Genomic DNA, 19,636 nt, shown 5'->3' with positions numbered 1-19,636 from the left:
AAATTCCAGCCCGCATTTAAGCATATTTTTTAAAAGAAAACGCCCGGTTCCGCGCTTCCGGCGATGCTTGCCGCGGGTCCGCTGGCCCCGGGAAGTATCGGGTCGCATGTTAGAATCAGCAGCTTTGAGGTCGTGCTTGTGCCGCGTTGGCGGCGGACCTGTTTGCTTCTCTATAAATTGATGGACCGACTTCCCTATGGATCAATTCGCTAAAGAAACAATTCCCATTTCTCTGGAAGAGGAGATGCGCAAGAGTTACCTCGACTATGCGATGAGCGTGATCGTAGGGCGGGCGCTGCCGGACGTGCGGGATGGGTTGAAGCCGGTCCATCGGCGTGTGTTGTTCGCGATGCATGAAATGAACAATGTCTGGAATCGGCCGTACGTCAAGTGTGCGCGGGTGGTGGGTGAAACCATGGGTAAATACCACCCGCACGGCGACGCCTCGATTTACGACACATTGGTGCGGATGGCGCAGGATTTTTCGCTGCGCTACACCTTGGTGGACGGCCAGGGTAACTTCGGTTCGGTGGATGGCGACAGCGCCGCGGCGATGCGTTATACCGAGTGTCGCCTGGACAAGATCGCGGCTGAACTGCTGGCCGATATCGAGAAAGAGACCGTTGATTTCGTTCCAAACTATGACGGCAAGGAAAAAGAACCGTCGGTGTTACCGACCAGAATTCCGAACCTGCTGATCAATGGTTCTTCGGGTATTGCCGTCGGTATGGCGACCAATATCCCGCCACACAACATTACCGAAGTGATCGACGGCGCCTTGCACGTGTTGCGCAACAGCGAGTGCACGATTGATGAGCTGATCGAGATTATTCCGGCGCCGGATTTTCCGACCGCAGGCATCATCTACGGCGTCTCGGGCGTGCGTGACGGCTATCGCACCGGCCGCGGCCGTATCGTGATGCGGGCGAAAACCCATTTCGAGGAATTCGGCAAGGAGCACCGGCAGGCGATCATCGTTGACGAACTGCCGTATCAGGTTAACAAGAAATCGCTGCTGGAGCGCATCGCCGAATTGGTGCGCGATAAGAAGCTGGACGGCATTTCGGACATCCGTGACGAATCCGACAAGTCCGGCATGCGCGTGGTGATCGAACTGAAGCGCGGCGAAGTGGCCGAGGTCGTGCTGAACAATCTGTACAAGCAGACCCAGTTGCAGGATACCTTCGGCATGAACATGGTGGCGCTGGTCGATGGCCAGCCGCGCCTGCTCAACCTGAAGCAGATGCTCGAATGCTTTCTGTCGCACCGGCGCGAGGTGGTTACCCGCCGTACCGTGTTCGAGCTGCGCAAGGCGCGCGAGCGCGGCCATGTGCTGGAAGGACTGGCGGTGGCGCTGGCGAATATCGACGATTTCATCGCCATCATCAAAGCCGCGCCGACGCCGCCGGTGGCCAAGACGGAATTGATGGCACGCGCCTGGGATTCATCATTGGTGCGCGAAATGCTGGCCCGTACCGGTGCCGACAACGCCGGCGGCATCGGCGCCTTCCGGCCCGAAAACCTGCCGCCGCACTATGGTATGCAGAACGATGGGCTGTACAAGCTGTCCGACGATCAGGCGCAGGAAATCCTGCAAATGCGGCTGCAGCGCCTGACGGGCCTGGAGCAGGACAAGATTGTTAACGAGTACAAGGATGTGATGGCGCAGATCGCCGATCTGCTCGACATCCTGGCTAAGCCGGCACGCGTGACCGGGATCATTGTCGACGAACTGACGGCGGCGAAGAATGAATACGGCGAAGGCAGCAAGGATGTGCGCCGCTCGCAGATCGAACTGAACCCGACCGATCTCGGCACCGAAGATCTGATTACGCCGCAGGACATGGTGGTCACGTTATCGCACACCGGCTATATGAAGTCGCAGCCGATCTCGGAGTATCGCGCGCAAAAGCGCGGCGGCCGTGGCAAGCAGGCCACCGCCACCAAGGAAGACGACTGGATCGACCAGTTGTTCATCGCCAATACCCACGACTACATCCTGTGTTTCAGTGATCGGGGCCGGCTGTACTGGCTGAAGGTGTGGGAAGTGCCGCAGGGTTCTCGCAATTCGCGTGGGCGGCCGATCGTCAACATGTTCCCGCTGCAGGATGGTGAAAAAATCACGGTAATCCTGCCGCTCTCCGGAGATAACCGCAGTTTCCCGGAAGATCATTACGTGTTCATGGCGACCAGCCTGGGTACCGTCAAAAAAACGTCGTTGAAGGATTTCAGCAATCCGCGCAAGGCCGGAATCATCGCGGTCGATCTGGACGAGGGTGATTTCCTGATCGGCGCCGCGCTGACCGACGGCGCCCAGGATGTGATGCTGTTTTCTGATGCCGGCAAGGCGGTGCGCTTCGATGAGAACGACGTGCGGCCGATGGGGCGGACCGCGCGCGGCGTGCGCGGCATGAACCTGGAAGAAGGCCAGTGCGTGATCGCGATGCTGGTGGCGAAGAACGATGACGACCGGCAGTCGGTGCTGACGGCGACTCAAAACGGCTTTGGCAAGCGCACGCCGATTGCCGAATACACGCGTCACGGCCGCGGTACCAAGGGCATGATCGCGATCCAGACTTCCGAGCGCAACGGCAAGGTGGTGGCGGCGACGCTGGTGGAGGGGAACGATGAAATCATGCTGATCACGACCGGCGGTGTGCTGATTCGCACCCGCGTCGCTGAAATCCGCGAAATGGGCCGTGCCACCCAGGGTGTGACCCTGATTGCGGTGGAGGATGGCACGACGTTGTCCGGGCTGCAGCGGGTGGTGGAGTCGGATGTCGAGGAGGAGCGCGACAGCACCGATAACGCGGAGGAATGATGACGCAAGTTTACAATTTTTCCGCTGGTCCGGCGGTACTGCCGAAAGAGGTGTTGCGCCAGGCCGCGGACGAGATGCTGGACTGGCACGGCAGCGACATGTCGGTAATGGAAATGAGCCATCGCGGCAAGGAATTCGGATCGATTATCGAAGCCGCCGAAGCGGATTTGCGCGAACTGTTGGCGGTGCCGGACAACTACCGGATTCTGTTCCTGCAGGGCGGCGGCATCGGTGAAAACGCGATCGTGCCGCTGAACCTGCTGGGGCGCGTGGCGCAGCCGGCGGTGATCGATTTCGTGGTCACCGGTTCGTGGTCGAGCAAGTCGCTGAAGGAAGCCGGAAAGTACTGCGCGGTGAATGTCGCGGCGACGTCGGAAAGCACCGGGTATACGACGATCCCGCCGCGTGCCGACTGGAAGTTGTCGGCCAATCCCGCCTATGTGCATCTGTGCACCAATGAAACGATCGGCGGCGTCGAGTATCACTTCACGCCTGAGGTGGCGGCGGATACCAACGGCGCGCCGCTGGTGGCCGACATGTCGTCGCACATCCTGTCGCGGACGATCGAGGTGGCGAAATACGGCGTGATCTACGGTGGCGCGCAAAAAAATATCGGTCCGGCTGGCTTGACGCTGGCGATCGTGCGCGAGGATCTGATCGGCCACGCGTTGCCGATCTGCCCGTCGGTGTTCGACTGGAAGCTGGTGGCCGATAATCACTCGATGTACAACACGCCGCCGACCTATGCGATCTATATCGCCGGCCTGGTATTCCAGTGGCTCAAGCGCCAGGGCGGAGTGGCGGCAATTGAGCAGCGCAACGTCGAAAAATCCAGGCTGCTGTATGACTACCTGGATTCCAGCGATTTTTACCGCACGCGTGTAGCCAAGGAATGCCGCTCGCGCATGAATATCCCGTTCTTCCTGGCAGATGACGCATTGAACGATGCTTTCCTTGCGGGTGCGAGGGAACGCGGCTTGCTGCAACTGAAGGGGCACAAATCCGTGGGCGGCATGCGCGCCTCGATTTATAACGCGATGCCGATCGAAGGCGTGCAGGCGCTGATCGGCTACCTGCGGGAATTCGAAAAAGCACGAGCCTGACTTGTGTGTACCTTGATCATTTTCGCTGCCGCAATCGACGACTTCCATGAGTGACGACAAAATCAAACCCCTGCGTGTGCAGATCGACGCGGTGGATGCGCAGATTCTCGACCTGCTGAATCACCGGGCGCGCCTGGCGCAGGAGGTCGGTCACGTCAAGGCCGAAACCGACGCCCCGATCTATCGGCCGGAGCGCGAGGCGCAGGTATTGCGCAGCGTGGCGCAACGCAATCCGGGACCGCTGGCTGGCACCGACGTGCAAATCATTTTTCGTGAAATCATGTCCGCTTGCCGGGCGCTGGAACGGCGCGTGACCGTGGCATTCCTGGGCCCGGCAGGCACCTTCAGCGAGCAAGCCGTATATCGGCAGTTTGGGCGCAGCGTCCATGCCTTGCCGTGCGGGTCGATCGACGAGGTGTTTCGGGCGACCGAGGCCGGAACGGCTGAATTCGGCGTGGTGCCGGTTGAAAATTCGGCCGAGGGCGCGGTCAACCGCACGCTCGACCTGCTGTTGCAGTCGACGCTGACGATCAGCGGCGAAGTATCGATTCCGGTACACCATAGCCTGATGACACAAAGCGGCTCAATGCAGGGTGTGGACCGCGTCTGCGCCCATTCTCAGGCGCTGGCGCAATGCCAGGTCTGGCTGAACCAGCACTACCCGAATCTGCGGCGGCAGGCAGTCGCATCCAACGGCGAGGCGGCACGCCTGGCGAGCGAAAATCCGGCCATAGCCGCGATTGCCGGCGAGCTCGCCGGCCAGCAATACAATTTGCAAGTGGTCAACGCCCACGTGCAGGACGATCCGCATAACCGTACCCGCTTCGCCGTGATCGGCCGCCTGCAGACCGCGCCCAGCGGACAGGATCAGACCTCGCTGGTGCTGTCGGTGCCGAACAAGGCTGGTGCGGTATACAGCCTGCTGGCGCCGCTGGCGCGGCATGGGGTGTCGATGACCCGCTTTGAATCGCGCCCGGCCCGCATGGGGGCATGGGAATATTATTTTTACGTCGACATCGAAGGTCACGCGCAAAACGATAAGGTTGCGCGCGCGCTGGCGGAGTTGAAGGAGAACGCAGCGTTCTTCAAATTGCTGGGGTCGTATCCGGTCAGCCTGTAATGCCGGTGGGCGCAGCGCGAACCGGTTTTTGAACGGTATTTCTAAACTTTTCCTGGAATTTCATCATGTCGATTCAATTCGGACCCGAATATGTGCGTGCCATCGCTCCCTACCAAGGCGGCAAACCGATTGCCGAAGTCGCGCGCGAATTTGGGCTGGATGAAGCGGGAATCGTCAAGCTCGCCTCCAATGAAAACCCGCTTGGCATGCCGGAATCGGCCAGGCAGGCGATGCTGGCCGCGGTAGCCGATGTCGGCCGCTATCCGGACGCCAACGGTTTTGAATTGAAAGCGGTCTTGTCGGCGAAGTACGGCGTGCCGCAGGACTGGGTGACGCTGGGCAACGGCAGCAACGACATTCTCGAACTGGCGGCGCATGCGCTGGTGCAGCCCGGGCAATCGACGGTGTTTGCCGAATATTCGTTTGCCGTGTATCCGTTGGCGACGCAGGCCGTCGGTGCGCGTGCGATTGTCGTCCCCGCCAAAAATCATGGCCACGATCTGGCAGCGATGGCACGGGCGATCGCGGCCGACACCAAGCTGATTTTCATCGCCAACCCCAACAATCCGACCGGCACCTTCCTGCCGGCGGCGGAGCTCGAGGCATTCCTGAAAATCGTGCCGCCGCACGTCGTGGTGGTGCTGGACGAAGCCTATAACGAATACCTGGCGCCGGAACTGCAATACGAATCGACCGCGTGGGTCAGGCGGTATCCGAATCTGCTGGTGTCGCGCACCCTGTCCAAGATTTACGGCCTGGCCGGCTTGCGCATCGGCTTCGGCATCGCCCAGCCGGCGCTGACCGACTTGCTGAACCGCATCCGGCAACCGTTCAATGTCAATTCGCTGGCGCAAGCGGCGGCGATTGCCGCTCTGAACGACCAGGCGTTCCTGCAAAAAAGCGCGGCCGTCAATCGCGAGGGTTATCAGCAACTGACGCAGGCGTTTGACGCGCTCGGGCTGCAGTACGTGCCGTCCTATGGCAATTTCGTGCTGGTGAAGGTGGGCGAGGACGATGCCGCTGGCGCCCGCGTCAATCTGGCCTTGCTGAAGCAGGGGGTGATCGTGCGTCCGGTCGGCAATTACGGCTTGCCGCAGTGGCTGCGCATCTCGATCGGCCTGCCGCAGGAAAATGCAGCCTGCGTCGCGGCGCTGAAAAAGGCGCTGTCCTGACGGCCCGGACGGGCGAAGCCTGCCGGCATACTTATTCTTGAGCGCTCACCCGTGTTGAAAAAAATTGCAATCTTCGGCGTCGGCTTGATCGGCGGCTCGTTCGCCATGGCATTGCGCCAGGCCGGCGCGGTCGGGCAGATCGTCGGCGTCGGCCGCAGCGCGGCGCCCCTGGCGCGGGCGCTGGAACTGGGCATCATCGACGTCGCCAGTACCTCCGTGGCCGAAGCCGTGGCCGATGCCGATCTGGTCCTGGTCGCGGCGCCGGTGGCCCAGACCGAAGCCATCTTGCGCCGGATCGAGCCGCATCTGGGGCCGCATACGGTCGTCACCGATGCCGGCAGCACCAAGAGCGATGTGGTGGCGGCGGCGCGGCGCGCGCTCGGCGCGCGGATCGCGCAATTCGTGCCCGGCCATCCGATCGCCGGGCGGGAATTGAACGGCCCGGATGCGGCAATCGTCGACCTGTATGTCGGCAAGAAAGCGGTGCTGACGCCGCTGTCGGAAAATTCCGCCGCCGCTGTTGCGCTGGTTGCGGCGGCGTGGCGCCAGTGCGGCGCAATCATCCACCAGTTGTCGCCCGAGCAGCACGATCAGGTGTTCGCTGCGGTCAGCCATTTGCCGCACCTGCTGGCGTATGCGCTGGTCGACGAGCTGGCGCGCAGGCCGCAGGCGGATACGCTGTTCCAATACGCGGCCAGCGGCTTTCGCGATTTCACCCGGATTGCCGGCTCGTCGCCGGAAATGTGGCGCGACATCACGCTCGCCAACCAGCCGGCGCTGCTCTCCGAACTGGATGCCTATCTGGAACAGTTGGGGCGCTTGCGCGGATTGCTGGCGGCGGCCGACGGCGCCGCCATCGAGGCGGTGTACGGCAATGCGCAGCGCGCGCGGCACGACTGGGCGCGCACGATCGAAGCCGCAGAAAAACAATCTATCGAAGGCGGCGACTGATGAAAAGCGGTTTTCCCGATTATCTGGATTTGCTGCCGGCCGCGCGCGCACGCGGCACGGTGACGCTGCCCGGCTCCAAGAGCATCTCCAACCGAACCCTGCTGCTGGCGGCGCTGGCGCAGGGCACCACGCAGATCATGGATTTGCTGGCATCCGACGATACGCTGGTGATGCTGCTGGCCCTGCAAAAACTCGGCGTCCAATGGCAGCAGGTCGATGCCACGCGGCAATACACGGTACAGGGCGTGGATGGCGTGTTTCCGGTGCATCAGGCCGATCTCTTCATGGGCAATGCCGGCACCGCGATTCGCCCCTTGACGGCGGCGCTGGCGGTGCTGGGCGGCGACTATACGCTGCATGGCGTGGCGCGCATGCACGAGCGCCCGATCGGCGATCTGGTGGATGCGCTGAATGCGGCTGGCGCGCGCATCGACTATACCGGCGTCGCCGGCTATCCGCCGCTGCATATCCGGCGCGGCCAGGTCGATGGGCAGCGGCTGCGGGTGCGCGGCAACGTGTCGAGCCAGTTTCTGACCGCGCTGCTGATGGCGGCGCCGCTGCTGGCAAAGACCCGGGCGGCGACGGTGGAAGTGGTCGGCGAGCTGATTTCCAAGCCGTATATCGAAATCACGCTGAACCTGATGCAGCGCTTCGGGGTTGCAGTCGAGCGCGACGGCTGGCAAGCGTTTACGGTGGCCGCCGGCCAGCGCTACCGCAGTCCGGGCGTGATCCACGTCGAGGGCGACGCCTCTTCCGCCTCCTATTTCCTGGCGGCCGGGGCGATTGCCGGCGGCCCGGTGCGGGTCGAGGGCGTTGGCGCCAACAGCATCCAGGGCGACGTGCGCTTTGTCGACGCATTGCGGCAGATGGGCGCCAGCGTGCGCTTGGGCGAGAACTGGATTGAAGCCGAATCGAACGGCGTTTTGCGCGCGATCGACGCCGATTTCAACCATATTCCGGATGCCGCCATGACGATTGCCGTGGCGGCGCTGTATGCCGACGGTCCCAGCGTGTTGCGCAACATCGGCAGTTGGCGCGTCAAGGAAACCGACCGCATCGCGGCGATGGCGACCGAGTTGCGCAAGCTTGGCGCCGAGGTCGAGGAGGGGGCGGATTACTTGCGGATCACGCCGCCGCCGACGATCCTCGCCGCCAGCATCGACACCTATGACGATCATCGGATGGCGATGTGCTTTTCGCTGGCGACCCTGGACGGCGCGGCGCGCAAGGGTGCTGCCCTGCGCATCAACGATCCGGGCTGCGTGGCCAAGACCTTCCCCGAATACTTCAACGCTTTTGCACAAATCTGCCGGCAGGAATCATCGTAGGAAATCTCCGCTGCTGCCGAGCACAGCGCAACCCTGCCTGTACTGGAGATAGTATTTTTACAGCCGCCATATTTTACGGCGGGAATTGGCATATTTTTCAATATACTCCCATCGACATTCAATCATAAACTTCCGATGCAATCCACCTCCATTCCAGTGATCACGATTGACGGCCCCACCGCGTCCGGTAAGGGCACGGTGGCGCAAAAAGTGGCGGCCCATCTTGGTTTTCATTACCTCGATTCCGGCGCGCTGTACCGACTGGTGGCTTGGTCGGCCTTGCGCGACCGGCTACCGCTGGACGATCAGCCGGCGCTGGCTGCGCTGGCGGCCGACTTGCCGTGCCGCTTCGTGGCCGACCGCATCTGGCTGGCGGACGACGACGTTACGGACGCGATCCGGGCCGAGGCGGTCGGCAATGCCGCCTCACGCATCGCCGCCTTGCCGGCGGTGCGGCAGGCGCTGGTGGGCTTGCAACTGGGTTTTCGGGTGGCGCCCGGCTTGGTGGCGGATGGGCGCGACATGGGTAGCGTGATTTTCCCGGACGCAAGGCTCAAGGTGTTCCTGACGGCAAGTGTCGCCGCGCGCGCCGGCCGGCGTTATAAGCAATTGATTGACAAGGGTTTTTCTGCTAATATGCAAGACCTTTCAAAGGATTTGGCAGAGCGGGACGCGCGCGATTCAAGCCGTGCCGCCGCGCCGCTGAAGCCGGCGCAGGGGGCATATCAGCTCGATACTTCCGACATCACCGCGGATCAGGCGGTGGAACGGATACTCGGGTGGTACGCCGAAACACACGGATAGCGCCGCTGGAAGTTGCCTGCTTGCGGCGTCACCCGTTCCCGTAGTGCCTTTGTTGTTCGGCCGGATGCAAGGTCTGGCCGGACGTTGATGAACCTAACCCAATCATCGCTGCGATCTTCGTTTGTTGTGTTTTTGATCGACGTCCGATATTGGCCAACCCCACATTTTTAATCTTATGTCTACTGTTGCCACCACCCAGGAACCTGCCGCTGGCATGGAAAGTTTTGCCGCCCTGTTTGAAGAATCGCTGACGCGTCAGGACATGCGTTCCGGCGAAGTGATTTCGGCGGAAGTCGTTCGCTTCGACCACAACTTCGTGATCGTCAACGCCGGCCTGAAGTCCGAAGCCTTCATCCCCATCGAGGAATTCAAGAACGACAACGGCGAACTCGAGGTCAACGTCGGCGACTTCATTTCGGTCGCGATCGAATCGCTGGAAAACGGTTTCGGCGACACCATCCTGTCGCGCGACAAGGCCAAACGTCTGGCTTCCTGGCTGTCGCTGGAAAAAGCGATGGAATCGGGCGAAATCGTCACCGGTACCGTCAACGGCAAGGTCAAGGGCGGTCTGACGGTGCTGACCAACGGCATCCGCGCGTTCCTGCCGGGTTCGCTGGTCGATACCCGTCCGGTCAAGGACACCACGCCGTACGAAGGCAAGACCCTCGAATTCAAGGTCATCAAGCTCGATCGCAAGCGCAACAACGTGGTGCTGTCGCGCCGCGCGGTGGTGGAAGCCTCGATGGGCGAAGAGCGCGCCAAGCTGATGGAAACGCTGAAGGAAGGCACGATCGTCAACGGCGTCGTCAAGAACATCACCGACTACGGCGCATTCGTCGATCTGGGCGGCATCGACGGCCTGTTGCACATCACCGACCTGGCATGGCGTCGCGTGCGCCACCCGTCGGAAGTGCTGACGGTCGGCCAGGAAATCACGGCCAAGGTGCTGAAGTACGATCAAGAGAAAAATCGCGTTTCGCTGGGCGTCAAGCAACTGGGCGACGATCCGTGGACCGGCCTGTCGCGGCGCTACCCGCAAGGCACGCGCCTGTTCGGCAAGGTCACCAACCTGACCGACTACGGCGCATTCGTCGAAGTCGAGCAAGGCATCGAGGGCCTGGTGCACGTCTCCGAAATGGACTGGACCAACAAGAACGTGGCGCCGAACAAGGTTGTCCAGCTGGGTGACGAAGTCGAAGTCATGGTGCTGGAAATCGACGAAGAGCGTCGCCGCATTTCCCTCGGCATGAAGCAGTGCAAGGCCAATCCATGGGACGACTTTGCCGCCACCCACAAGAAGGGCGACAAGGTTCGTGGCGCGATCAAGTCGATCACCGACTTCGGCGTGTTCATCGGCCTGGCCGGCAACATCGACGGCCTGGTGCACCTGTCCGACCTGTCCTGGACCGAAGCCGGCGAAGAAGCCGTGCGCAAGTTCAAGAAGGGCGACGAGCTGGAAGCCATCGTGCTGGCGATCGACGTCGAACGCGAGCGCGTTTCGCTGGGTGTCAAGCAGCTGGAAGGCGATCCGTTCAACAACTTTGCCGCGATGAACGACAAGGGTGCGATCGTCACCGGTACCGTCAAGTCGGTCGAGCCGAAGGGCGCCGTGATCCAGTTGTCGGATGAAGTCGAAGGCTACCTGCGCGCTTCCGAAATCTCGCGCGACCGCGTGGAAGATGCCGGCACGCACCTGAAGGTTGGCGATACCGTCGAAGCGATGGTGTTGAACATCGACCGCAAGGCACGCGGCATCCAGCTCTCGATCAAGGCGAAAGACAATGTCGAAACGCAGGAAGCGATGAACAAGATGGCGGCCGATTCCAGCGCGGCATCCGGCACCACCAGTCTTGGCGCCTTGTTGAAGGCCAAGCTCGACAACAAGAACTAAGGGTCGAGCCCGCCCATGACAAAGTCGGAACTGATCGCTCGTCTGGCCGAACGTTACCCGCAACTGGTGACCAAGGACGCAGACTATGCGGTCAAGACCATCCTCGACGCGATGACGGATGCGTTGGCCACCGGCCAACGCATCGAGATTCGCGGTTTCGGCAGCTTTGCGCTGAACAGCCGGCCGCCGCGTATCGGCCGCAATCCGAAGTCGGGCGACAAGGTGATGGTGCCGGAAAAACGGGTGCCGCATTTCAAGCCGGGCAAGGAGCTGCGCGAGCGGGTCGATGCGATGGTCGGGCAGCCGATCAAGGAAGACTAGTTGTCATGGCGGACAGGGAAGGCTTCGCTAATCCTATGGCGCAATCTGCTTGAAGCGTTGGGGATTGGTTGCGCTGGGCTGGACTAAGCCTGGTCCTGGCCCCGCAAACGTATACGAACGGCATCTGCGGATGCCGTTTTTTTTAATTTCGGCCACGGCTTGGGCTGCCTGGCTGTAAGCGCAAGTCAGCCCCCGCTGAGTTGGTTTCACGTACAATTTCGTTTGTTTGACCAACAATCAACAAGGAACCGCACCATGAAAATTATTGCCAGGATTGTCGCGGTGCTGATCTTTATCGTGTTCTTTGGATTCGCGCTGATCAACAAAGAAGAAGTCACGCTGAAGTTCTTTTTTGGTTATGAGAGCAAAGGTCCACTGGTTTTGGTCCTGCTGGTGTTTTTCGTATCCGGCGCCGTGTTGGGAGTGATCGCCATGATGCCGACCCTGTTTCGGAACCGGCGTCAACTGTCGCGCCAGAAAAAGGAAATCGCCGCCTTGCAGAAAGAGGCCGCCGCGCAGCACTTGGCGCGCGCCTATCCGCCGCAACCCGATACCGTGATGAATCAATAACGATGCCATTCTCGGCCTCATCCTGCTACGCCGCTGCTGTATCGATCCCGTATGGAATTTGAAATCTGGTGGTTACTCGGTATTCCGGTATTTTTCGCACTGGGCTGGATTGCGGCGCGCGTTGACATCGATCAATTGCTGTCGGAATCGCGGAGTTTGCCGCGCGGTTACTTCAAGGGTTTGAATTTCTTGCTGAACGAACAGCCCGACAAGGCGATCGACGCCTTCATCGAGGTGGTTCAATTGGACCCGGAGACGGTCGAACTCCACTTCGCGCTCGGCAATCTGTTCCGCCGCCGCGGCGAAACCGAACGGGCGATCCGGGTGCACCAGAACCTACTGGCGCGCCCCGACCTGCCGCAGGAGCACCAGGTTCACGCGCAGTACGAATTGGGGCAGGATTATCTGAAGGCCGGTTTGCTCGATCGCGCCGAAGAGTCGTTCAACCTGCTGCTGGACACCTCATACAGCGCCCAGGCGCGGCGCGCGCTGCTGGAAATCTACCAGCGCGAAAAAGAGTGGCCGCGCGCGATCGAGGCGGCGCGCGCGCTGCAGGAATCTGGCGCCGGCAGTCGGCAGCGCGAAATTGCCCAGTTCTACTGCGAACTGGCGCAGGACGAACTGGTGCATACGCATGCGGAGGCGGCGATCGTCTGGCTGGAAAAAGCGCTGGCGGCGGATCGCAACAACGTGCGTGCCACGCTGCTGCTGGGCGACGCCCACTTGGCGCGGGGCGATATCGAGGGCGCCTTGCTGGTCTGGCGCCGGGTCGAGCAGCAAAGCGTGCCGCACGTGGCCCTGGTGGCGCAACGCCTGATGGATGGCTATCGGGCCGTCGGCCGGGCCCAGGAAGGCTTGAATCTGCTGGAGGCCTATCTGGCCGAGGCGCCTTCCATTGATTTGCTGGAGGTGGTGTTCAAGGCCGTTCTGGAACTGGAAGGAGTGGACGCCGCCAACCGCTTGGTTAGCGACGAGTTGCGCCGCACGCCGACCTTGCTCGGGCTGGACAAGCTGCTGGAAGCGCGCCTGATGGAGGCGCGCCCCGAGGTGCGGCCGGAACTGTCTCTGGTCAAGAACCTGGTGCATGGTTACGCCCAGAAACTGGCGCGCTACCAGTGCAATCATTGCGGCTTCAAGGCGCGCCAGTTCTACTGGCAATGCCCGGGCTGCAGCCAGTGGGAGAGCTACCCGCCGCGGCGCACCGAAGAACTGAATGTCATGAACTGAATTTCAATCCGCGACGCAGCATTTGGACGCGACGGGTCCACTGCATCGCACAAGCAAGCATAACCATGAAAATAACCATCATTGGCACCGGCTATGTCGGTCTGGTCACCGGCGCCTGCCTGGCGGAACTCGGTAACGACGTTTTTTGCCTCGACCTCGACCAGGCAAAAATCGACCTGTTGAATAGCGGCGGCATTCCGATCCACGAGCCGGGCCTGGCCGAAATCGTCCAGCGCAACCGCAGCGCCGGCCGCCTCGAGTTTTCCACCGATGTCGCGGCCAGCGTGGCGCACGGCGAAATCCAGTTCATCGCGGTCGGCACGCCGCCGGATGAGGACGGCTCGGCCGACCTGCAGTACGTGCTGGCGGCGGCGCGCAACATCGGTCGCCACATGACGCAATTCACGGTGATCGTCGACAAGTCGACGGTACCGGTCGGCACTGCCGACAAGGTGCGGGCGGCGATCCAGTCGGAGCTGGGCGCGCGCGGCGTGCAGCAAGCGGCGACGCCGTTTTCCGTGGTTTCCAACCCGGAATTCCTGAAGGAAGGCGCGGCGGTGGAGGATTTCATGCGGCCCGACCGCATCGTGATCGGCTGCGATTCGACGCCGGAAGGGCATCAGGCGCGGGCGCTGATGACGCAACTGTACACGCCGTTCAACCGCAACTACGAACGCACCTTCTGGATGGATGTGCGCTCGGCGGAATTCACCAAGTACGCCGCCAACGCGATGCTGGCGACCCGCATTTCCTTCATGAATGAACTCGCCAATCTGGCCGACCAGGTGGGCGTCGACATCGAGGCGGTACGGCACGGCATCGGTTCCGATCCGCGCATTGGCCGCAGCTTCCTGTACGCCGGGTGCGGTTATGGCGGATCGTGCTTCCCCAAGGATGTGCAGGCGCTGGAGCGCACCGCATCCGCTCATGGCCAGGATTTGCTGATCCTGCGTGCGGTGGAGGAAGTCAATCACAAGCAGAAACACGTTCTTGGGAGAAAAATCGTGGCACGCTTCGGAGAGAACCTGGAGGGACGGCATTTTGCGCTGTGGGGGCTGGCGTTCAAGCCGAATACGGACGACATGCGCGAGGCGCCTTCGAGGGTGTTGCTGGGCGAATTGATCGAGCGCGGCGCCACTGTGGCGGTGTACGATCCGGTGGCGATGATGGAAGCCAAGCGCGTTCTGGCGCTCGATTTTGCCGGCTCTGCCGCGGCGCTGGCGCGCATCCGTTTTGCCGAGAACCCGATGGATGCCTTGCGGGATGCCGATGCAGTGGCGATCGTGACCGAATGGAAGACCTTCCGCAGCCCCGACTTCGACCAGATCAGGAGGCTGCTGAAAGCGCCGGTGATCTTCGATGGGCGCAATCTGTTTGCGCCGGAAGCAATGGCGCATGCCGGCTTCGAGTATCACGGCATTGGGCGTTCGGTGCTCACACGCACATGACCGATGTCACGCCACGCGTGAGGCTGCCGGCAGTATCCTGACCGGGAAGCCGGGGGCCGCGGCCGTGAGCAGGGCAGAGTTGTCGATTTGATTCAGATCGGATCGCGCAGGATTGGGTCAACCACAGGCTAGTCAGAACGTTAATATCAGGTGCGCATGCAGGGCGCGCACCCTTGTTAATGCTGTGAACTTACCGGAGATCTTCCATGTTCAAGAAACTATTTCTGGCGCTTGCGACTTTGGTGGCGACGATGGGATTTGCGTTCGCCCAGGTGGATGTCAACAAGGCCAATCAGGCCGCCCTGGATGGCGTCAAGGGGATTGGTCCCGCGATATCGAAATCGATTATCGACGAACGTAAAAAGGGTGGCGATTTCAAGGATTGGGCCGATTTCGAAAACCGGGTCAAGGGTATTGGCGAGAAGAATTCGAGCAAATTGTCGCAAGCCGGCCTGACCGTGAATGGCCAATCCAAGCCGAATGCCCCTGCTGCGGCCAAAGAGCCGAAAAAAACCGCGAAGGAGGCGCCGAAAGATGTGAAGCCAGGCGCCAAGATGGCTGGTCCGGAAGCGGACAAGGCGAAGAAGGATGCCGCCGCCAAGGCCGAACCGAAGAAATAATTCGGCTGCCCTTGCAATCAACCCCGCGCCCGTACCGCGCGGGGTTTTTTATTGGCGCGATGGCCGGTGCTCCGCAGGTGCACCGCGCGCCGGCCAACGTCTGGGATTAGAATAGACATTTTGCAATCGGACACAGTCCCATCATGCCCTACATGACAATCGAAGACACCATCGGCAACACGCCGCTGGTACAGCTTAAACACATCGTTGGCGAGGCTGGCGCAGCACGCAACAACACCATCCTGGCTAAGCTGGAAGGAAACAACCCGGCCGGCTCGGTCAAGGACAGGCCGGCGCTGGCGATGATCAAGGGGGCCGAAGCGCGCGGCGAGATCAAGCCCGGCGACACGCTGATCGAGGCCACCAGCGGCAATACCGGTATTGCGCTGGCGATGGCGGCGGCGGTGCGCGGCTACAAGATGGTGTTGCTGATGCCGGAAAATCTGAGCGCGGAACGGCGCCAGAGCATGGTCGCGTATGGCGCCCAGATCATCCTGACGCCCAAGACCGGCGGCATGGAATATGCGCGCGACCTGGCGGAAAAAATGCAGAAGGATGGGCGCGGCAGAATCTTGGATCAATTCGCCAATCCCGACAATTCGCGCGCCCACTACGAAACCACCGGCCCCGAAATCTGGCGCGACACCGATGGCCGGATCACCCATTTCGTCAGTGCGATGGGCACCACCGGCACCATCATGGGTGTTTCGCGCTACCTGAAGGAGCGCAATCCGAAGGTTTGGATCGTCGGCGCCGAACCATCGGAAGGCTCGCAGATTCCCGGCATTCGCAAATGGCCGGAAGCGTATCTGCCGAAAATTTACGACAGACAGCGCGTGGATCAACTGGAAACCGTGACTCAGGCGGACGCCGAGCAGATGGCGCGCCGGCTGGCGGCGGAAGAAGGAATTTTCGGCGGGATTTCAGCGGCGGGCGCGTGCTGCGTTGCGCTGCGGGTGGCGCAAACGGTGGAAAACGCAACGATCGTGTTCATTGTCTGTGACCGTGGCGATCGTTACCTGTCCACCGGGGTGTTTCCCGCCTGAACGAGATCCGAGGCCGCGCTTATGGCTGCGGCTTGGTGTCGCTTTGCTTCGGCTTGAACTGCTTGTCGCTGATGCGGAATTTTTCCCGGCGGTCGCCCATCAGGATGCGCAACTCGCGGATGCTCAAGTCGCTAACTTCATGCATTCTGATCAGCAGCGAGGCGCCGACCGGCAGGCGGCGATGGCGGATCTTGCTGATGACCGGCGGTGCGACTTCGAGCGCACGCGACAACGCAGCATCGTTCTTCAGGCTGAGTTTTTCGATCAGGGAATCGAGCAAATGATTCGGATCGTAGGCCAATTGGTCCTCGAGCTTGTTGCTGGCGTTCGGGGTGTCGTTTTGTGTCGTAGTCATGATAATTGTAGATTTCTCATGGAAATTTTGATTGGGCAAAATGGCGTGAGTTCAGTCCCATGTTGTCGATGTTAGAAGGCATTTCCTCGGGAAAAGTTGCAATCTGTAATTAGATTATATAAAAAAACCGGATTTGCCGTTGATTTTATGCAATAAGTGAATCAAATTTCCGGAGAGCTTTTCACTATCTTGCGTAGTCCACTCGACGCTTTATTTTGATAGGAATTGCGGCAATAAGTTGCAAAAATTCAAGTTGATTGTAGTTAGCGGCGGGGATGCCAGTTTAACCCTGCGCAAAGTATGGGCATTATTTGCTCTGCGAGTCGATCAACTGCCAAAATCCTCCTATTTTCCGTAAAAATCACCTTGTTGCCAGGAAACTCCTTCGTCTCTGAAGACGGGGCGAGCTGCTTTTCGGTACTTCATTCAGCGGCGATTCCAGGGTCTTTGTCAGGGGCGCCGACCGGTTCCGCCGCGCCTGCATCCTGCGGCGGCGCGAAGCCATGGCGGCCCAGCGCATCGCGCCCGAGCGCGCGCAGCGTGGCGATATTTTTCTCGAAAATTTCGGCGGCATCGGGGAACGATTCGACCGCGCGCGCCACGCTTGCTTCGCGCAGCAAATGCAGCATTGGATACGGCGAGCGGTTGGTGTAGTTGTCGATATCGTCCTGGCGGGTGCCGGCGAATTGGTAGTGCGGATGGAAGCTGGCAATCTGGATTTCGCCGGCCAGGCCGAGGTGAGCCAGCGCAGCCTCGGCCACATCCAGGAAGTCGTTGTAATCGAGAAAATCGGTCAGGACTTGCGGATGGATCAACAGCGTGGTGTCGATTACGCCCGGGTCGGCCGCGGCCAGCGTCTGCAATTCTTCCGCCAGCGCTTCCAGCAAGGCGTCGCTACTATCGGCGTGGCTGACCCGGTAGCGGATTTGGCCCTTGACATGCACCGCCTTGGCGAACGGGCAGAGGTTGAGGCCGATCACCGCCCGCTCCAGCCAGTGGCGGGTGGCGGCGATGGCTTGTTCGCTGGTCGGCGCAAGAGCGGGAATGGGCACGGGCGGCTCGCTGAAGTCGGAGTGGATAGTGCTATATGCGACGGCTTGGCGCGAATGCAAGGGTCGCGACCCGTATCAGCCGGCGGCGGCCGGATATTTGCTATCCTTCGGCCCCGCGCATCCAACCTACCCACTCATTGCTCATGGCTCTCAAGGCAACCATTTTCAAGGCCGACCTGCAAATCGCCGACATGGATCGGCATTATTACCAGGACCATGCGCTGACCATCGCGCGCCATCCGTCGGAAACCGACGAACGCATGATGGTGCGGCTGCTGGCTTTCGCGCGCCATGCCGACCCGGCGCTGGCGTTCGGCAAGGGCTTGTCGGACGTGGCGGAACCCGACTTGTGGCAGCGAGATCTGACCGGCGCCATCGAACTCTGGATCGAGGTCGGCCAGCCGGATGAAAAGCGCATCCTGAAAGCCTGCGGCCGTGCCGCGCAAGTGGTGGTGCTGTGCTATGGCAGCACCAGCGCGCTGTGGTGGGGCCAGGTGGGGCCGAAAGTGGCGCGCGCCAGGAATTTGACGGTGCTGGCGCTGCCGGCGGCGACGGCGCAACAACTGGCGCGGCTGGCAGAGCGCACGATGCAACTGCAATGCACGATTGAGGACGGACAGATCTGGATGCGCGGCGAACAGGCGGCGGTGCAGGTCGATCTGACCCTGCTGCAAGGGCAGGAAAGCGGTACCGGCTAAGTCAGTACCCGGCGGTTTCAAAGACGAAGTGCAACACCGATCAACGGAAGGAGGGCGAGATGCGCTAGCATTCGAACCCTTTGACCAGCCAGTCGAAAGTTGCCGAATATGCGCTATACGCACCTCACCCGAGACGAACGATACCAAATTCACGAACTGCAGGCAGACGATCATTCAGTCAGCGAGATTGCGCGCCGGCTGGGGCGGCATCGCTCGACGATCAGTCGCGAACTGCGGCGCAACCGGGGCGTGCATCAATGGCGGCCTGGCCAGGCACACGATAAAGCCTTGGCACGGCAACAGAACAGTCGTAATGCGAGCCGGGTTGCCGACGCCGCCTGGTTGGCGGTTCAGGCCTATATCCGCCTGGACCTGTCGCCCGAACAAGCGATCCACCGCCTGACGCTGGAACGGGGCAGCCCGATCGGCATCAGTCATGAGAGCGTCTATCAACGGATCTACGCCGATCGGCGTGGCGGCGGCGATTTGATCCGGCACTTGCGCAGCCAGAAACCCCGGCGCCAGCGCCACGGCAGCGGCCGGCGGCGTCGGGGAATCCTGCCGGGCCGGATCGGCATCGAGCATCGTCCCCTGATGGTCGAGCAACGCCTGCGGCTGGGCGATTGGGAAGGCGACACCGTGATTGGCAAAGGCCAGCAAGGGGTGCTGGTGACGCTGGTGGAACGGCGGTCGCGCTTCACCCTGGCCGCCCCAGCCAACAGCAAGCAGGCCGAGGGCGTGGGTGCGGTGGTGGTCGATTTGCTCAGCCCGCATCGGCGGGTGTGCCACACCATCACCTTCGACAACGGATCGGAATTCGCCGACCACGCCTTGATCAGTGCCCGCCTGCGGGCCGATGTCTACTTTGCCCGCCCCTATCATTCCTGGGAGCGCGGCCTGAATGAAAACACCAATGGCTTGCTCCGGCAGTATTTCCCGAAGAACACCAATCTGAAAACCGTCAGCCAGCAAGCGCTCCAGGCCGCCGTCGACAAACTCAACCACCGCCCCCGCAAATGCCTTGGTTACAGAACCCCGCATGAGGTCTTTTACAACCTTGCTACACTTCCTCTGGATTTAGCCTATGTTGCACTTCGTGTTTGAAACCG

General features: G+C 61.2%; 18 protein-coding genes. 16 read left to right on the top strand and 2 right to left on the bottom strand.

What is annotated here, in order from left to right; all coding sequences use genetic code 11:
* Window positions 1–196: 196 nt before the first annotated feature.
* The 14 genes from gyrA (at window position 197) to cysM (ending at window position 16,422) form a co-directional block, all read left to right on the top strand.
* Window positions 197–2,821 (top strand): DNA gyrase subunit A, encoded by a 2,625-nt coding sequence (gene gyrA / locus ACK2VC_RS05850; protein WP_486732662.1) that lies wholly within the window; start codon window positions 197–199, stop codon window positions 2,819–2,821.
* Complete coding sequence (serC, locus tag ACK2VC_RS05845) at window positions 2,821–3,924, top strand: 3-phosphoserine/phosphohydroxythreonine transaminase (RefSeq protein WP_486733179.1); 1,104 nt, start codon at window positions 2,821–2,823, stop codon at window positions 3,922–3,924. The genes gyrA and serC overlap by 1 nt, the downstream gene beginning before the upstream one ends.
* A 46-nt stretch (window positions 3,925–3,970) precedes the next feature.
* Window positions 3,971–5,044 (top strand): prephenate dehydratase, encoded by a 1,074-nt coding sequence (gene pheA / locus ACK2VC_RS05840; protein WP_486732661.1) that lies wholly within the window; start codon window positions 3,971–3,973, stop codon window positions 5,042–5,044.
* A gap of 65 nt (window positions 5,045–5,109) precedes the next feature.
* On the top strand, window positions 5,110–6,216 hold the full coding sequence (gene hisC / locus ACK2VC_RS05835) for a histidinol-phosphate transaminase (RefSeq protein WP_486732660.1): 1,107 nt from the start codon (window positions 5,110–5,112) through the stop codon (window positions 6,214–6,216).
* Window positions 6,217–6,267: 51 nt separating this feature from the next.
* Window positions 6,268–7,167: a prephenate dehydrogenase gene (locus tag ACK2VC_RS05830; protein WP_486732658.1), complete on the top strand. Its 900-nt coding sequence runs from the start codon at window positions 6,268–6,270 to the stop codon at window positions 7,165–7,167.
* Window positions 7,167–8,495, top strand: a complete 1,329-nt coding sequence (gene aroA / locus ACK2VC_RS05825; RefSeq protein WP_486732656.1) for a 3-phosphoshikimate 1-carboxyvinyltransferase — start codon at window positions 7,167–7,169, stop codon at window positions 8,493–8,495. Before ACK2VC_RS05830 ends, aroA begins: the two co-directional genes overlap by 1 nt.
* A gap of 135 nt (window positions 8,496–8,630) precedes the next feature.
* Window positions 8,631–9,299: a (d)CMP kinase gene (gene cmk / locus ACK2VC_RS05820; RefSeq protein ID WP_486732655.1), complete on the top strand. Its 669-nt coding sequence runs from the start codon at window positions 8,631–8,633 to the stop codon at window positions 9,297–9,299.
* A 214-nt stretch (window positions 9,300–9,513) separates the two neighbouring features.
* Window positions 9,514–11,190: a 30S ribosomal protein S1 gene (rpsA, locus tag ACK2VC_RS05815; RefSeq protein WP_486732654.1), complete on the top strand. Its 1,677-nt coding sequence runs from the start codon at window positions 9,514–9,516 to the stop codon at window positions 11,188–11,190.
* Between the two features lie 15 nt (window positions 11,191–11,205).
* Complete coding sequence (locus tag ACK2VC_RS05810) at window positions 11,206–11,511, top strand: integration host factor subunit beta (RefSeq protein ID WP_486732652.1); 306 nt, start codon at window positions 11,206–11,208, stop codon at window positions 11,509–11,511.
* 255 nt (window positions 11,512–11,766) lie between these two features.
* The gene (locus ACK2VC_RS05805) at window positions 11,767–12,081 is read left to right on the top strand and encodes a LapA family protein (RefSeq protein WP_486732651.1); all 315 of its coding nucleotides are present in this window, start codon (window positions 11,767–11,769) and stop codon (window positions 12,079–12,081) included.
* Between the two features lie 51 nt (window positions 12,082–12,132).
* Window positions 12,133–13,308, top strand: coding sequence for a lipopolysaccharide assembly protein LapB (gene lapB, locus ACK2VC_RS05800; RefSeq protein ID WP_486732650.1), 1,176 nt, complete (start codon window positions 12,133–12,135; stop codon window positions 13,306–13,308).
* Between the two features lie 65 nt (window positions 13,309–13,373).
* Window positions 13,374–14,756: a UDP-glucose dehydrogenase family protein gene (locus tag ACK2VC_RS05795; RefSeq protein ID WP_486732649.1), complete on the top strand. Its 1,383-nt coding sequence runs from the start codon at window positions 13,374–13,376 to the stop codon at window positions 14,754–14,756.
* Between the two features lie 206 nt (window positions 14,757–14,962).
* Window positions 14,963–15,376, top strand: a complete 414-nt coding sequence (locus tag ACK2VC_RS05790; RefSeq protein ID WP_486732648.1) for a ComEA family DNA-binding protein — start codon at window positions 14,963–14,965, stop codon at window positions 15,374–15,376.
* Window positions 15,377–15,519: 143 nt separating this feature from the next.
* Window positions 15,520–16,422, top strand: coding sequence for a cysteine synthase CysM (gene cysM / locus ACK2VC_RS05785; protein WP_486732647.1), 903 nt, complete (start codon window positions 15,520–15,522; stop codon window positions 16,420–16,422).
* Between the two features lie 19 nt (window positions 16,423–16,441).
* On the opposite strand, the gene ACK2VC_RS05780 is transcribed toward cysM, so the two are convergent.
* Both ACK2VC_RS05780 and ACK2VC_RS05775 read right to left on the bottom strand, forming a co-directional pair.
* A complete protein-coding gene (locus tag ACK2VC_RS05780; protein ID WP_486732645.1) occupies window positions 16,442–16,777 on the bottom strand; it encodes a hypothetical protein in 336 nt (111 codons plus the stop codon).
* A 422-nt stretch (window positions 16,778–17,199) separates the two neighbouring features.
* Window positions 17,200–17,823 carry a DUF1415 domain-containing protein gene (locus tag ACK2VC_RS05775; RefSeq protein ID WP_486733178.1) on the bottom strand — a complete coding sequence of 208 codons (624 nt, stop codon included), beginning with the start codon at window positions 17,821–17,823 and terminating at the stop codon, window positions 17,200–17,202.
* A gap of 149 nt (window positions 17,824–17,972) precedes the next feature.
* On the opposite strand from ACK2VC_RS05775, the gene ACK2VC_RS05770 reads away from it, so the two are divergent.
* Both ACK2VC_RS05770 and ACK2VC_RS05765 read left to right on the top strand, forming a co-directional pair.
* Window positions 17,973–18,527 carry a YaeQ family protein gene (locus ACK2VC_RS05770; RefSeq protein WP_486732644.1) on the top strand — a complete coding sequence of 185 codons (555 nt, stop codon included), beginning with the start codon at window positions 17,973–17,975 and terminating at the stop codon, window positions 18,525–18,527.
* 108 nt (window positions 18,528–18,635) lie between these two features.
* Window positions 18,636–19,631, top strand: coding sequence for an IS30 family transposase (locus tag ACK2VC_RS05765; RefSeq protein WP_486730009.1), 996 nt, complete (start codon window positions 18,636–18,638; stop codon window positions 19,629–19,631).
* Window positions 19,632–19,636 lie beyond the last annotated feature (5 nt).

It is taken from the genome of Herbaspirillum sp. WTB6 (assembly GCF_057457785.1).
Note: the sequence above shows the minus strand (reverse complement) of the source record. Positions and strands in the feature narration are given on the sequence as shown.